Below are 16,568 nucleotides of genomic sequence, written 5' to 3'. Positions count from 1 at the left end.
TTTCCTCTTGTTTTTTCACCTTCATACAGTAAATTGGAGGAATAACAATTAAAGGAATCTGATGCATTATTAAATAAAAAATAATGAGCTAACATCTCAGTGAAAAGAATTTTTAAACGGTTTCTCTCACCATTTGTTCACTCATTTCTTTATTTGATAAACATGAGTTTTTAACCCAGAAGTCCAGGAAAATGAGCCCTACTAGTTTATCAAGAGCTCAATAATTATTACCCAGAGAGAATATAGCCATGTCAGACGAATCAAAATGTCCTTTTTCAGGTCATAACTCAAAACCGGAAGTAACGGTCGGTGGTGGTACACCTAGTTTACATTGGTGGCCAAAACAATTACGCGTTGACTTGCTCAATCAACATTCAGAACGTTCTAATCCACTTAGTAAAGATTTTAATTACCGCGAAGAATTTAAAAAAATTGACTACTACGCACTCAAAGCTGATATCAAAAATGTGTTAACCGATTCCCAAGATTGGTGGCCAGCCGATTGGGGAAATTATACAGGCTTATTTATTCGTTTAGCATGGCATGCTGCTGGTACATATCGTATGGGTGATGGCCGTGGTGGCGCTGGTCGCGGTCAACAACGTTTTGCACCCTTAAATAGTTGGCCTGACAATGCGAGCTTAGATAAAGCACGCCGCTTGCTATGGCCAGTTAAACAAAAATACGGTCAAAAAATATCGTGGGCAGATTTATTTATTCTTGCTGGAAACATTGCGCTTGAATCTTCTGGCTTCCGCACCTTTGGTTTTGGTGCGGGTCGTGAAGATGTTTGGGAACCAGACAACGATGTAAACTGGGGCGATGAAAAAGAATGGTTAGCTCATCGTAACTCTGAAGCATTGGAAGGCAGCAATCTAGCTGCAACTGAAATGGGTCTAATTTATGTGAACCCTGAAGGTCCACAAGCCAGTGGCGATCCAAAATCGGCTGCACCATTTATTCGTGCGACTTTCGGCAACATGGCAATGGATGATGAAGAAATTGTTGCATTGATTGCTGGCGGTCATACCTTAGGTAAAACTCACGGTGCTGGCTCTGCTGACCATGTTCAGGCTGATCCTGAAGGAGCACCAATTGAACAAATGGGCTTTGGCTGGTCAAATAGCTTTGGCACAGGTGTTGGTAAAGACGCGATCACTTCTGGCTTAGAAGTTATTTGGTCGCAAACTCCAACACAATGGAGCAATTACTTCTTTGAAAACCTATTCAAATACGAGTGGGTACAAGAACGTTCACCTGCTGGCGCAATTCAATGGGTAGCAGCAGATGCTGAAGCGATCATCCCAGATCCATTCGACCCATCAATTAAACGTAAGCCAACGATGCTCACTACAGATTTGACCTTACGTTTTGATCCTGAGTTTGAAAAGATCTCTCGTCGCTTCCATAACGACCCACAAGCTTTCGCCAATGCTTTTGCCCGTGCATGGTTTAAATTAACTCATCGCGATATGGGTCCAAAAGCACGTTATTTAGGTCCAGAAATTCCTGCTGAGGACTTAATTTGGCAAGATCCATTACCGACTGCCAGCGCTATACCATCTTCTGCTAGCATTGCTGATGCTAAGGCGAAAATTGTTGCGCTGGGACTATCTGCTGGAGAGTTGGTTTCTCTTGGTTGGGCTTCAGCCTCAACTTTCCGTGGTGGAGACAAACGCGGTGGTGCAAACGGCGCACGTATTGCTTTATCGCCTCAACGTGATTGGCAGGTAAACCAAAAAGCGGTTACGACTTTAAGTAAAATTGAAGAAATCAAAGCATCAACTCAATTGTCATTAGCTGATTTAATTGTGCTCGCAGGTAACGTTGGTGTTGAGCAAGCTGCTCAAGCGGCAGGTTTCAACATTAGCATTCCGTTTGCCTCCGGTCGTGTTGATGCTTTACAAAGTCAAACTGATGTCGAATCTTTCCAATTACTCCTCGGCCTTGCTGATGGTTTTAGAAATTGGAAAAAAGAGGGAATTAGTGCACCAACTGAAGCATTATTAATTGATAAAGCACAACAACTGACTTTGACTGCACCAGAATTAACTGCATTAATTGGTGGTTTACGTGTACTGGGTACCAACTGGGATGGTTCACAACACGGCGTATTCACTCAGCAAGTTGGTGTACTCAACACAGACTTCTTTACGAACTTACTCGACATGTCTACGGTATGGGCACCTGTTGATTCGTCAAGCGAAGTATTTGAAGGCAAAGACCGTAAAACAGGTGCAGTAAAATTTACCGCAACACGTAATGATTTAGTCTTCGGTTCAAACTCAATCTTGCGTGCCTTAGCAGAAGTTTATGCTCAGGCAGATGGTAAAGAAAAATTTGTTCAAGACTTTGTAGCTGCATGGACTAAAGTCATGAATCTTGACCGTTTTGACTTAGCTTAATTTAAGTCAAAATAATAAAAAGCCAGTTCAAATTGAACTGGCTTTTTAAATTTAAATATAAAGTGATCTAGGGGTTACACAGTCAATTTATGTCCTTCACGAATGCAGTAAAAAGGATTAGCAAGCTTTGACGAAGCTTTAATTGCTTGTCCTAAAGCATGTTCCGGATCTTCCCGGCCTTCATCAGTCAACTGGAAAGTCCGATAATGAATCGCAACAGAACGATGGGCCTGCAAATCAAAGTGTGCATGTAATGCATCTTGTGGATTCATGTGGACATAGCTCATCAAGGCACGTGGCTCATAAGCACCTATTGGAAGCAAAGCAACACGTGGCGCCCCATAACGTGCATGTATTTGTTTGAAATGCCCTGCATAACCAGTGTCCCCAGCAAAGAAACAGTGACCTGTTTTAGCAACAACCGAAAAGCCTCCCCAGAGTGCTTTATTTTGGTCACGTAGACCACGGCCCGATCCATGCTGTGCAGGTGTATAGATTATTCTTAATTCGTGATAGGGAATTTCTTGCCACCAATCCATCTCAATCACATGAAATTCTTTTGGTAGATAAAAACCATTCCCCAATCCTGTGTAAATCGGCATTGCAAATTTTTTATGCAACCAATCGAGTGTAGCCAAATCCATATGGTCATAATGATTATGGCTGAGTAAAACACCATGAATAGTCGGTAATTGCTCTAACGCAAAACCCGCAGGGCATACACGGCGTGGTCCACGCCCATGTAAAGGGCTTGCGTAATCACACCATACTGGGTCAGTAATAAAGTTATAAGGTCCAATCTGGATGAGTACTGTAGCATGCCCAACAAACCAAACTTGCCAATCATCCAAATCTGCATGGGGTCGATTTTGAGGTAAAGCCACAGCTGTATTTATACGGGTTTCATATTCACTTTGAATATCAACATTCCATGTATAAGACTCACGAGTGGCTAACCAACGTAATAGCTCTTTTGAGCCTCTAGCCGGTAATTTAGGTTGTTGGTTATAAAAACGTGTATCTGATTCACGCCCTGACTCTGGATGATAAAAAGGAGGTTTTATCCATGTATGCGTCCAACAGGACTGAGTCGGCAATTGATATGTTAATGTCGGCTTGTCTTTCATGGGCTTTTCTATGCTTTAGCATCGGCAGAATGGATGTGTTCAGGTTTCTATCTTAACAATTAAAACAAATTAAGCTATGGCACTTACACTTATTTATCATATAAATATCCCTTTTATTGTGGTCACAGCCAACATAAGTTGAATTAGCTTGCCATAAAAAATGCATAGATGTGTTGAGTTTATGCGTCGATAATTACCATTCTTATTAAGAGCACTTGTATAACATAACAATAAGTAAGCTACCGAAAGTAGCCATAGAACTACGGTGCCCCACTACCCTAGTCCTAATTTTTTCAGCCTAAAGAGTCTTCAACATATAGAGAGAAAATATTTAGTAACAATTTCAGATTAATAGTTCTGACAAAAGTACATTTATAAATTTATTTTATTACTCTCCACTTTTGCATAATATGAGAATTAATCATATTAATGTTTAAAACATTTAAATATTTCTTTGATTAAGTAAAGATAATGCATTTAACATCTAACAATTAATATATTTTATGAATTATTAAAACCATGCTTCCCATATTAAATCCTTAATGAAAATTAAAATTCCATTTATTTTATAAATACCTAAAGTATCTTCACGCTATATCCCTTTATGCTTTATACTTCACATAAATCATAGTAAGACATTTTTTGGATTAGTCTTATGGAACTACGCCACCTCCGATATTTCATTACCGTTGCTGAAGAATTAAATTTTAGTAAAGCCGCTCTTAAACTTTTTACCGCACAACCCTCCCTTAGCCAACAGATTAAAGATTTAGAAGAAGATGTTGGGGTACGACTTTTAAATCGCACTAAACGTAAAGTTGAGTTAACCGAAGAAGGCGTAGTATTTTTAGAACATGCTCGCCTAACCCTTGCTCAAGCTGAAAAAGCAGTTGCTCTGGCAAGGCAGGTTTCTAAGGCTAAACAGCAACTGTTGCGTATCGGTTTTGTCCCCATTGCAGAAATGAAAATTTTCCCTTACGTTCTTCCTAATCTGCGATTACAACACCCCGATCTCATCATTGAATTATCTAACCTAAACAATACTGAACAACTTAAAGCCCTAAAAAAAGGTGAGTTAGACATTACCTTTACCCGAGAAAATACAGATAGTGATGATATCCAAAGCCAATTTGTTTTGACTGAACCCTTGATTTTTTTACTTCCTAAAAATCACCCACTTACACAATATGACCGAATTCCTGTCCATGCCTTACACGGCGTTGATTTTATTATTCCTGCTGCCGAGCAGTCACAAACATTACATAACACTATTCTAGACTTTGCCAAAACTCACAATATTGACCTCAATATTGTTCAAAAAGCAGATAGCATGTTGTTTAATATTAACTCTCTTGGTTCTGGATTAGGTTGTACAATTTTACCTGCCTACGTGGCACCTTTAGGAATCAAAAATACGGTAGTCCGCCCGCTTGATATCGAGTTACCAACACTAGATTTATTCGTAAATTACCGTAAAAACTCACAGTCTTTAGGCGTCCAAAAATTCATTGACCAACTCACTAAAGTATTTCATCTAGATAAAAACTTAACTCACACTTAATCAGAAAATCTATATTTTATTTTTAAGCAGATGATTAATAAGAACACCTTTATAAAAAGTATAAGTAAATATTATTTTTATTTATTTTATACTTTTTATAAACATTTTAGCCCATGCTTTTGTTCTATTTTACCTACTTGGTAAAAGTAAATATCTCTTAAATATAATTGAAAATTTTGGAATAAAACCTATATAAAACTGGATATTATTTTCACCATTTAATAAAAAATAATATATTTACCATGTAGTAAAAGGAGATTAGGAAAATGGTTGCAGTATTTCAACATCTTGGACGTAGTGTACGAAACCGCCCTCACTTCTTTATTGCTTTATTCATGGGATTTATCACAGCAATGATTCTGACGTGGTTAACTTCATGGCAATGGTCAACGATTTTATTAGTCAGCTGGAATGCTTCTGTTAGCGTATATCTATTATATATTTTGCAACTTATGAAAAGTTGCGATCATTCACAAATGCAACAGCAAGCCAAAAAACAAGATGAAAGCAAATGGGTCATTATGCTGATTGTTTTATTGGCCTTAGCCATGTGTTTAGTCGCTATTTTAATCCAACTCTCACAGCTTCCTTCTGAGAGTTCTGCAAAGCTAGGGCATGTAGCTTTAGCTTTACTCACAATTGTTTCTGCATGGCTATTTATGCATAGCGTTTTTGCTCTACATTACGCACATGATTTCTATATGGCTTTGTCTAGAAATGAAGAAAATGGCGGTTTAGACTTCCCCGGAACAGAACATCCAACTTATCCCGACTTTTTATACTTTAGTTATATTATTGGTACCTCTGCTCAAACTGCCGATGTGTCAATTACCACCAAACATATGCGGCTTTTAAACCTATTTCACGCCGTGTTGTCATTTGGTTTTAACACCACAATTTTAGCGATTTGTATTAACGTTGCTGCTGGCTTTCTTACCAACTAAAACTTGTATTTCGAAAATAAAAAAGTCACCCAAATGAGTGACTCTTAACAGCTTAACTTTACGCCAACGTGCCCATACTGCTTTGCTTTAAGCCTTCGCGTTGTTTGATGGTTTCAACATAACGCGTAATGGCCGGATGGGATTCAATCGCGCCCATTTTTAATTGCCATAAGAGCATTGCTCCAACACTTACATCTGCTGCTGTAAATTGTTCGCCACATACATACGGATTTGCTTCACTCAAGCCTTGCACTAAAGCTTGATAAGCATCGTTATAATCACCATAGCCAACAAACATTTTTTGCTCAGGAGATACCTCTATTCCGAGGGCTTTATCAACGCCTGCAGCTTCCCATGGACCTGCCATCACAAATAACCAGCGATAGTACAAACCACGTTTAGGATCATCTAATGCCGGAGCCAGCCCCTTGTCGAAAAATTTATCAGCCAGATAAGCACAGATTGCGCCTAGCTCATAAATCACCACATCACCGTCCACCAATACTGGCACTTTTCCAAAAGGATTAATTTTTAGATATTCTGGTGATTTCATTTCAGTCTTATATGCAACTTCAATGCGTTCACACTCAACACCTAGTTCGACTAAAAGCCAGTCGATCACAACACCACGTGACTCTTTGTTAGTATAAAGTTTAAGGCTCATTTTTATTGCTCCTTGTTTATCGTGGGTCCTAGTCTACAAAACCTCTTTGTCAGTTTTTGTCAGTAGTCTGCGATTCTTGTGCCCACCACTGCTGAAATAGTTGTTGCTTAAATGATGGGTATAATTCTTGGCTTAAACTCAGCTGTTGAATACGATCGAGTCGAAAATGTCGAAAATCCTGCCTGAGTTCACACCACGCGGCCAACACAATTTTGTCATTAAAGTATCCCAAAGCAAAAGGCCACAAGGTTCGAACACTACTTCGTTGCTGCTCATCATGATAATGCATCGAAATTTTGACTTGCTGCCGAATAGCTAAACGTACCTGTTCGACTCGATTTTCATCCACAGGCAGCCATGTATTAAACGCTCTTAAAGTCGTTTGCTGTAATAAATATTGCCGATGTTCAGGTAAAACAGAATTCAATTTAGCTAATACTGATGTAGATGCCGATTGTAACGATTGATCTGGCACACTCTTCAACCAATACAATGCCAAAAAAATAGCTTCGACTTCATTTTCATTGAGCGTCATTGGTGGTAATACAATATCTTCTTTAAGCTGAAAACCTATACCTGCCGATGCTTCAATTTCTACGCCCTGCTCACGTAAACTATCTATATCTCGATATATACTTCGCACACTAATTCCCATACGCTCAGCGAGAACTTGTGCTGTGATTGGATAACGCGCTTCACGAAGTTGTTGTAAAAGGTTTAATAGGCGAATAGAACGACTCATTTTTCTCTTCTTATTGTTTTTTAAATTCAAATAAGGGGGAATAAATCCCCCTCGTACCGCTTTAAATTACACTAAATCTATAGCAGGTAACTGAGCATAACCGTTTAGGAAGCGATGAAGCTCTTGAACATCTTTAGCAATCGTTAAAGGCTTAAATTGCTGTAGCACTTCAATCGAATGAACCCCATAACCAACACCAATTCGTGGCATGTCTAACCGCTGAGCCATCTCAAGGTCATAGCTACTATCACCAACCATTACAGCACGCTCAACACTCACCCCAGTGACTGTTAATATTTCTTGCAACATGAGTGGATCTGGTTTTGATCGAGTTTCATTAGCTGCTCGAGTCACATCAAAAAGATGAATACTTTGTGTTTTTGCGATTACACGATCCAACCCACGACGGTTTTTACCCGTTGCGACTGCAAGTTTTAAACCTTGAGCTTTTAAGTCATGTAAGAGCTCAGCAACACCATCGAACCATGCATCATTTGTAGAGTTCGCAATATAGTGATCACCATACGCTTTTAAAATTGAATCATGCAACTCAGGTGCTTCTGGGAATAAGGTTTGCATGACTTCAGGCAAGCCTAAACCAATAATACTTTTTGCGGCTTCATCGGTTAAAGGTAATTCATGCTGCTCTGCCGCATGCTGCAAGCTAGCAACAATCTGTCCAACAGAATTATATAAAGTCCCATCCCAGTCGAAAATAACTAATTCGGTTTTTAGACTCATTTTGCCACTCTCAAAGCCTTTAATAACTGGGTCATGTCTTCTGGTAACGGTGCTTCAATCGGTGGATAACCCGGAATATCTAAACGCATCGCATGTAAGCATAAACGACGTGCTTCAGGCCCAGTGTACGCAGTCGTGTGCCCATATTTATCATCGCCAATCAACGGGTGGCCAATGCTTAAACCATGCACACGGATCTGATGAGTACGGCCTGACAAAGGTGATGCATGGATCAATGTTGCATTTTTAAAGCGCTCTGCTACAACCCATTCAGTTTTACTTGGTTTACCATCTTTAGTTACACGTACACGACGCTCACCATTTGCCAACTCATATCGCAATAAAGGCGCATCAATGAGTTGTTTATCTAGGCTCACTTGACCTTTAACAATCGCAGCATAGGTCTTACGAATTTTGTGCTCACGCAACATATCTTGTAGTAGTTTTAAAGTGCTACGTTTTTTACTAATCATGACCAGACCTGAAGTATCACGGTCAATACGATGAATAAGTTCTAAATATTTTTTGCCAGTCGCTGCGCGTAATGCCTCAATCAAACCATATGCCATACCACTGCCGCCATGGACAGCAATACCTGAAGGCTTATTGACAACTAATAGACCTTCATCTTCATAGACAATACGGCTTAATAAGCTTTGTGCTACATTGTCACTGACAGGAGCGGCTGTTTCATCTTTTTGTTCATAACGAATTGGAGCAACACGAATCTGATCGCCAATCTCAAGTTTAGTCTCAGCTTTAACACGTTTTTTATTTACTCGAACCTGACTTTCACGAATCAAACGATAAATACGACTTTTAGGTACACCTTTTAAACGCGAGAACAGGAAATTATCAATTCGCTGTCCTGCTTGATGTTCATCCACCTCAAACCAAGTGACACTTTGCCATTGCTGTGTAGAATTCATACTAATATTTAAACCTGAAATTTTGCTAAATTTGATTAATAAATGACCGTTTAGCTTAGTTTTTTCGCAAGAAATCTAAGCTTAGCCCATAGGCAGATGCTGCAAGGTTTGATATAGTCAGCGCACGGATACCGCCGTAAGTGAACATCTAATAGGGAATTTCCCTGATTGAAACCTCAATCAAAATGATGCTTTCACCATCAGCTCGGATAGGTCCTAAAGAATTATGCCGACGCCGAAGGCTTATTATATCGGCAAAATGACAAACTGTTGCGTTTAATTCAGTTTGTTCAAAAAAATATGTTACCAACTCTAGTTGGTTATGGAACGTAAACTGATACACATCAGACAAATCGCTCCTTAATGTTGCCTTCAGGCTAAAGCGTTGATGCATTGGAACTGCCGAAAGCACCGATACGATGAACATTCCGTATCAAACTTCTAAAAAGAAGTCACTTCGCGCTCAATGACAGTGAAAGTCATTAACCAATGTACCGCTCACCCGCCAGTGAAGCACTAAGGAAGTCCGATTTAAAGGTTGAAGCAGTATTGCCTACATCACAGACGAGAATCGAAGTTCAGGCTAAATGTAGCCGGTAACAGATGACTCAGACCACAAATATTTTGAGATCTGGGAAATGATCCGTCATGTTCGATGTTCGTTCAGAACCTTTAAGTTTGTGCGATATGTTTGTGTGGGTCACTATTAGGTGTCACACCCATGAAACGTATGTTGATTAATGCAACTCACGCAGAAGAAGTCCGCGTTGCACTTATCACTGGTAATCGTCTTTACGATTTTGATTTAGAAAATCGTACCCGAGAACAGAAAAAATCCAATATCTATAAAGGCCATGTAACCCGCGTAGAACCTTCTTTAGAAGCTGTGTTTGTTGAATATGGCGCAGGCCGTCAAGGCTTCTTGTCTATGCGTGAAATTGCGAACAGCTATTTCCAAGCAGACCCACGACAAACTTCAAACATTCGTGAACTCATCACTGAAGGTACTGAATTACTTGTTCAGGTTGAAAAAGAAGAACGTGGTAACAAAGGCGCTGCCCTTTCTACATTCATTTCACTTGCAGGACGTTATTTGGTTCTTATGCCAAACAACCCGAAAGGCGGTGGTATTAGCCGTCAAATTTCAGGTTCTGTACGTGAAGAATTAAAAGAAATTTTAGCTTCTTTAAATTTACCTCGCGGCATGAGTGTTATTGTGCGTACCGCAGGTATTGGCCGTACTCAAGAAGAATTACAGTTAGATTTACAGCATTTGCTTGACCTTTGGGCACAAATCCAAGGCACAGCAAGTTCTGGTCCGTCTCCAATGCTTGTTCACCAAGAAGCTGGTGTAGTAACTCGTGCTATCCGCGATTACTTACGTGATGACGTTGCAGAAATTTTAATTGATAGCGAACAAGCCTATAACGAAGCTTACAACTTCGTTAAAGCAGTAATGCCTCGTCAATTAGACAAACTTAAAACTTATACTTTAAACGAGCCATTGTTTGCTCATTTTGGTATTGAAAGCCAAATTCAAACTGCTTACGAGCGTGAAGTAAAACTTCCTTCTGGTGGTTCAATCGTAATTGACCAGACCGAAGCTTTAGTTTCAATCGACATTAACTCTGCGAAATCGACTCGTGGACATGACGTTGAAGAAACTGCGCTTAATACAAACCTAGAAGCAGCAGAAGAAATTGCTCGCCAACTTCGTCTTCGTGACATTGGCGGTTTAGTTGTGATCGACTTTATTGACATGACTAAAGAACGCAACCAACGTATGGTTGAAGCAAAACTTCGTGAAGCAACACAAAGCGACCGTGCACGCATCCAGTTTGGCCAATTATCTCGTTTTGGCTTAATGGAAATGAGCCGTCAACGTTTACGTCCATCACTTGAAGAAGCAACTGGATATGTTTGCCCACGCTGTCATGGCACAGGTATGGTCCGTGACTTACGCTCACTTTCGCTTTCAATTATGCGTAAAGTAGAAGAAATTGCACTTCGTGAACGTCATGGTGAAGTACAAGTAGAAGTTCCTGTTGAAATTGCAGCGTTCTTACTCAATGAAAAACGCCATAGCCTTGTTTATTTAGAACAAACTTCTAGTGTTCGTGTGACTATTTTACCTCACCCACACTTAGAAACACCTCATTATGAAATTCAGTACAATCCAGATGGATTTGCACCATCTAGCTACGAACGTACTGAAGCAACTCGTTCAAGCGAGAAAGAGTTAGGTTATGAATCTTCTGAATGGCATTTAGAAGAAGCTGATCATGGCCATACTCATGCATCTCCTGCTGCAAACAACACAGCCGGTCAAAAGAAAGTAAATCAACCAGCTCAACCTTCTGCTGCTCAACCAAGCACTCAAAAAGCAGCGAGCCCTTGTGCATGGTTAGAGAACCTTTTTGTTCAAAAACAAGCTAAAACTGTTGACCAATCTCGTTCGGCACAGAACGCTGCTGCGTCAATTGAACAAATGGTGAATACTGGCGCTGTAAGCCGTGGCCAGTTTGGACAAGTCGTAGTACCAGCAGTTGCTGAAGTTGTTTCGGCGCCATCTAACAATGCTTATATTTCGCAATCTCCTGCTAAACAGGAAGTTCGTGAGAATGTTGAAAAAGACGAGAAAGTACAACAACGTCCAAACAACAAAAAACGTAAGCACAAAGAGCAACGTGAACAACATCACCATACTCAAGAGCCACAACAACAACAGCAGCAACAACCACAACAGGTTCATGAAGAAGTTGTACAGTTATCACGTCAAGAACAACGTGAGTTAAAACGTCAACAAAAACGTCCGCACCCTGATCAGCCACATCCACAACATCAAAATGATGGACAACAAACTGAAAATGCCGTGCCGCGTCGTGACCGTAATAATCAACAACGTCCGAACCGTCCAAATCGCCACCGCGATCCAAGCGTATTAAATGAAAATCAAAATGCGCCGGCACCAGTAGTTGTTGATGAGAAACAAATTAAGGTTGATTTGATCGATGCTCCAAAGCATGAAGTCATGAATACAGCCTTAGTGATCAATGTTGATCAGGCACAAAGCGAAATTATCGCTTTAACTCCTGAGCAGCCTGTTAAACGTACTGAAACAGCACCTGTTGTTGAAGTCGTTCAAGAGTCAGCTCCAGCACCTGTTGCTGTTGTAGAAGAGGCAGTAACTGCTGAAGCAGAAGAAACTACTCCTCCTCCAGCACACAACAAAAATCAACCGCAAATTCAACGTGCGAGTAATGATCCTCGTATGCGTCGCCGTGAACAACGCAACGCAAAACGTGCTAAAGCTGCGATACCTTCTATTGCCCCATCGCAAATTCCAACTTTGGCGCAATATACGATTGGTAGCTTGATTCGCCATGTTTATGGTGAAGACTGCACAGTATTGATTGAACAGTTTGGTTTAGTTCCAACGTTTAATCGTGCATTGCTAAAATTTGCAGAACAGTACGCAAGTATTCTAGTAACAGAAGTCGCGTCTGATGCTGAAGACAAGAAGCCTGTTACTCGTGATGCAGAGCTTCCAAGCAATAAACCATCACAAGAAGCAGAGCCTGCGCCTGTACTTGCATTGACGCCACAAAAAGAGTCGACACCACGTGTTGCTAATGATCCACGTGAACGTCGTCGTTTAGCAAAACTTGCTGCTGAACAAGCTTTTGAGCAAGTTAAACAACAACACTCTGCACCAGAAGAAGCTGCTCCTGTAGCTCCGGCTGTTGAAGAAACTGTTGTTGCTCCTGTTGCTGAAACGCAAGCACCTGTTGAGTCAAAACAACAACCGCTTGAGCTTGATCAGGTGACTGAAGTAGCGCAAGGTGAAACAAGCGTAGAAGAAGCACCAGCGACAACTGTGGTTGAAGCTCCGGCTGTGAAACAACCGAGAGCAAAAGCCAAAGCAGCCACTGAACAAGCTGTAGCACCCGTAGAAGTTAATGCAGAGGTTGAATCAGAAGATTCTAAGGCTGATCTGGACAAACCAAATCGTCCTCCTCGTCGTCCTCGTGGTCGTCCACCAAAGAAAGCAAATCCTGTAGCTGAGTAAATCATTTGCTCAATTGCAGCTAATTTAAACAAACCTAGTCATTTCGATGACTAGGTTTTTTTTGTTATTTTTAACCAATTAGGTTGATTGCACTAGAAGAAAAGTTTTAAAAGCATGGTGAACCATGAAAAATACTGTACTTTTGCCAACGCAACCTTTTTTGGATTGATCGAAAAATAAATAGGATTGATATGAGCCAGACAACACAGACCGATATCATTACGCTTGGTGATGTTGCAACAAGACTTCCTAGCTTCATCCCCAAAGTACCCCATATCCTGAATGGTCTTAAACAGGCTTACTTAAGAACAGCAAATACACCAACGGGATTAGGTGTAGCTTTTGAAAAAGCTGTTAAGCGAAATCCGCAAGGTATTGCATTATTATTTGAAGATCAAAGTTACTCATATGAAGCTTTAAACGAATGGGCTAACCAGATTTCTCATTACTATCTCTCTCTCGGCGCACGTAAAGGTGACGTGATTGCAGTAATGGTTGAGAACCGTTCTGAACTTATTGCCACTATTGTAGGTTTAGCTAAAATCGGGGTCACTATTGCGCTTGTTAATACCTCTCAAGTAGGTAAGGTCCTCGCTCATAGTATCAATCTTGTCAAACCAATTGCCGTCATTGCAGGTGAAGAAGTTCGAGCTGTAATTGATGAAATTCGTCAGGACCTAAATGTTCCTAAAGACCGTTTCCATTGGTTTGCAGATCAGGCTACACGTCAAGATGCAGGAACAGCACCTCAAGGTTATGCCAATCTTGCAATAGAAATTGATCAATTTCCAAAATTTAACCCATCGACTACCCAGTCTGTTCATGGGAATGATGGCCTGTTTTATATTTATACCTCGGGCACAACAGGCTTACCAAAAGCTGTTATTTTCAAGCACAGTCGCTGGACGCTCGCATATGGCACCTATGGTCACATTTTAAACCTTGGTCCAGATGATGTGATGTATGTAACCTTACCACTTTACCATGCAACGGGTGTCGTAGTTTGCTGGTGTGGGGTGATTGCAGGAAGTTCTACCCTTGCAATTCGACGTAAATATTCAACCAGTGCGTTCTGGAAAGATGTTCAGAAATTTAATGCCTCTGCAATAGGATATGTTGGAGAGCTTTGCCGCTACTTAATGGATGCCCCTACTACAGACATTGACCGTGCCCACCGCGTAACCAAAATGATTGGTAATGGCATGCGTCCAAACATCTGGGATAAGTTCAAACAACGTTTTGGTGTCCAAGAAGTTCTTGAGCTTTATGCATCAAGTGAAGGCAATGTCGGGTTTAGTAATATTTTTAACTTTGACAACACAGTAGGCTTCTCTCCTACGCCATACGCGATTATTGAGTTTGATAAAGAGAAAAACGAACCTGTACGCGATAAAAAGGGTTGGTGTAAAAAAGTTAAAGCAGGTGAAATCGGTTTGCTCGTTGGTAAAATTACCAGTCGCTCGCCTTTTGACGGCTATACAGACCCAGAAAAGAATAAATCTGTGATTATGAAAGATGTCTTTAAAAAAGGTGATTCATATTTCAACACAGGTGACCTTGTTCGTAATATTGGTTTCCGTCATGCCCAGTTTGTTGACCGTTTAGGAGATACTTTCCGCTGGAAAGGCGAAAATGTATCTACGACTGAAGTTGAGAACATGGTTTGTGAATACGACAAGATCGCTGAAGCAGTGGTCTATGGTGTAGAAATTCCAAATACCAATGGTCGTGCTGGTATGGCAGCAATCACACTTGCTGATGGGGCCGAGTTAAATGATTCTGATTTAATAGAAATGGTAACGATATTTAAAAAATGCCTACCGGCTTACGCAGTACCCGTGTTTTTACGTGTGCAGGCTAAAGTTGAAACAACAGGTACTTTTAAATATCAAAAGAATAAATTGAAGGAAGATTCGTTTAATCCAGGCAAAACTTCTGAACGTTTACTCGCTTTATTACCTGGTGCGAACAGTTATTGTGACGTCACAACTGAAATTTTTGACAACATTCAGGCATATAAATACCGTTTTTAGTTCATTTTTTAGCTAAACAAGAGGAAATCGTGCTTTTTATAGGCAATCATGCAAATGTTTTTGATTTACCTCTTGTGTTAGTTGAATAACTTGCTAAAATACGCGACATCAAAACGATACGGGTCGTTAGCTCAGTTGGTAGAGCAGCGGACTTTTAATCCGTTGGTCCCGCGTTCGAGTCGCGGACGACCCACCACTTATCTGTTTTGACCTATTTGGGTCGTTAGCTCAGCTGGTAGAGCAGCGGACTTTTAATCCGTTGGTCCCGCGTTCGAATCGCGGACGACCCACCAAATTCTAAAAAGCCTCTCACTGCGAGAGGCTTTTTTTATTGTTATCGTATTTTAATTTCATGACTAAAAGATGACGATGCATCTCTTATATAGAACATCTTTAACCCATTCCATAAAAATTTCTAACCGTTTAGGAATATAACTTCGATTCGGATATAAAATATTAAGTGGCAAAGATTGAGCCGTATGTGCACTTAACACTTCAATCAGAGTTCCTTGCTCAATTTTATCCTGAACATCATAGTAAGGTAGTTGAATAATCCCTAAGCCCGCACAAGCCGCAGTAATATAGGCTTCGGTATTATTTACACTCAAAGCACTGTCCATCATCACTGTTCCATCTTGATATAAAAATACGCCTTGTTTTTCCCCTACCGCTCCTCCGTAGTTAATGAGTTTGTGCTGAGATAGATGTTCTAATTGTTCAGGAATACCATAATGTTCCAGATAATCGGGACTTGCACAGTTCACCATAATCAAGTTGCCAACAAACTTCGCGATCAAACTACTATTGTCTAGCTGCCCCACCCGAACAACGCAATCAATCCCTTTCTCGATCAAGTCAGTAATGTCATCTGAGCTATTCAGTTGTAAATGGATATCTGGATAGCGGCTATAAAAAGCGGGAAGTTCTGGAATAATCACTTGATGCACGATTCGGCTGGGCATTGAAACTTTTAATGTGCCACGGTAATGCTGCTTTTGCGTCTGTATAAGTTGTTCTAATTGCTCATAATCAAATAATAGATTTTGACATTCGGGCAATATCCTTTGCCCATCTTGCGTAAGGCTTACTTTACGAGTGGTTCGATGAAATAACCGAACACCATAGTGAGTTTCCAACTGTTGAATAGCACTGGTCACTGTCGATCGAGGTAAATCGAGCTGATTTGCCACTTCACTAAAGCTTTGTCGTTTAGCGACTTCCGTAAAAATAAAAAACTGCTGCAACCGATCCATTTAATTGTTCGTATTTTCTGAATAGTTAAACCAAACTAGCATAATTGATCAAAAATTACCGCCAATCTAGACTAAAAACACATTAGAACAAGTCATCATA

The 16,568-nt window shown here is 40.4% G+C and carries 11 protein-coding genes and 2 tRNA genes; 7 read left to right on the top strand and 6 right to left on the bottom strand.

From position 1 onward, the window contains the following. Positions 1-248 precede the first annotated feature (248 nt). The gene (gene katG / locus AC07M3_RS09695) at positions 249-2,405 is read left to right on the top strand and encodes a catalase/peroxidase HPI (RefSeq protein ID WP_494567174.1); all 2,157 of its coding nucleotides are present in this window, start codon (positions 249-251) and stop codon (positions 2,403-2,405) included. A gap of 74 nt (positions 2,406-2,479) precedes the next feature. On the opposite strand, the gene AC07M3_RS09690 is transcribed toward katG, so the two are convergent. Then, entirely contained in the window at positions 2,480-3,532 is a 1,053-nt protein-coding gene (locus AC07M3_RS09690; RefSeq protein WP_017388447.1) for an MBL fold metallo-hydrolase, read from the bottom strand. A gap of 655 nt (positions 3,533-4,187) precedes the next feature. Here AC07M3_RS09690 and hcaR point away from each other — a divergent pair. Continuing rightward, positions 4,188-5,093, top strand: a complete 906-nt coding sequence (hcaR, locus tag AC07M3_RS09685) for a DNA-binding transcriptional regulator HcaR (RefSeq protein WP_133747578.1) — start codon at positions 4,188-4,190, stop codon at positions 5,091-5,093. Between the two features lie 266 nt (positions 5,094-5,359). Next, positions 5,360-6,037 (top strand): DUF1345 domain-containing protein, encoded by a 678-nt coding sequence (locus AC07M3_RS09680; protein WP_494567173.1) that lies wholly within the window; start codon positions 5,360-5,362, stop codon positions 6,035-6,037. Between the two features lie 58 nt (positions 6,038-6,095). Here AC07M3_RS09680 and AC07M3_RS09675 read toward each other — a convergent pair whose 3' ends face one another. The 4 genes from AC07M3_RS09675 to AC07M3_RS09660 all read right to left on the bottom strand — a co-directional run bounded on the left by AC07M3_RS09675 (position 6,096) and on the right by AC07M3_RS09660 (position 9,113). Continuing rightward, the gene (locus tag AC07M3_RS09675; protein ID WP_494567172.1) at positions 6,096-6,701 is read right to left on the bottom strand and encodes a glutathione S-transferase family protein; all 606 of its coding nucleotides are present in this window, start codon (positions 6,699-6,701) and stop codon (positions 6,096-6,098) included. 49 nt (positions 6,702-6,750) lie between these two features. Then, entirely contained in the window at positions 6,751-7,443 is a 693-nt protein-coding gene (locus AC07M3_RS09670; protein WP_092707211.1) for a helix-turn-helix transcriptional regulator, read from the bottom strand. A 66-nt stretch (positions 7,444-7,509) separates the two neighbouring features. Then, on the bottom strand, positions 7,510-8,184 hold the full coding sequence (locus AC07M3_RS09665; RefSeq protein WP_494567171.1) for an HAD-IA family hydrolase: 675 nt from the start codon (positions 8,182-8,184) through the stop codon (positions 7,510-7,512). Further along, positions 8,181-9,113, bottom strand: a complete 933-nt coding sequence (locus AC07M3_RS09660; RefSeq protein ID WP_133747573.1) for an RluA family pseudouridine synthase — start codon at positions 9,111-9,113, stop codon at positions 8,181-8,183. Before AC07M3_RS09660 ends, AC07M3_RS09665 begins: the two co-directional genes overlap by 4 nt. A gap of 721 nt (positions 9,114-9,834) precedes the next feature. On the opposite strand from AC07M3_RS09660, the gene AC07M3_RS09655 reads away from it, so the two are divergent. From AC07M3_RS09655 to AC07M3_RS09640, 4 genes are all read left to right on the top strand, one after another. Then, the gene (locus tag AC07M3_RS09655; protein WP_494567170.1) at positions 9,835-13,182 is read left to right on the top strand and encodes an Rne/Rng family ribonuclease; all 3,348 of its coding nucleotides are present in this window, start codon (positions 9,835-9,837) and stop codon (positions 13,180-13,182) included. Positions 13,183-13,373: 191 nt separating this feature from the next. Then, positions 13,374-15,215 (top strand): long-chain-acyl-CoA synthetase, encoded by a 1,842-nt coding sequence (locus tag AC07M3_RS09650; protein WP_494567169.1) that lies wholly within the window; start codon positions 13,374-13,376, stop codon positions 15,213-15,215. 120 nt (positions 15,216-15,335) lie between these two features. Then, positions 15,336-15,411: transfer RNA gene (locus AC07M3_RS09645), tRNA-Lys, on the top strand. A 21-nt stretch (positions 15,412-15,432) separates the two neighbouring features. Then, positions 15,433-15,508 (top strand) — tRNA-Lys (locus AC07M3_RS09640). Positions 15,509-15,571: 63 nt separating this feature from the next. Here AC07M3_RS09640 and AC07M3_RS09635 read toward each other — a convergent pair. Beyond that, positions 15,572-16,468 (bottom strand): LysR family transcriptional regulator, encoded by an 897-nt coding sequence (locus AC07M3_RS09635; protein ID WP_494567168.1) that lies wholly within the window; start codon positions 16,466-16,468, stop codon positions 15,572-15,574. Between the last annotated feature and the right edge of the window lie 100 nt (positions 16,469-16,568).

This window comes from Acinetobacter sp. GW821-FHT09D10 (genome assembly GCF_059416285.1).
The sequence above is the reverse complement of the archived record's forward strand: the minus strand, read 5'-3'. Positions and strand labels throughout refer to the sequence as shown.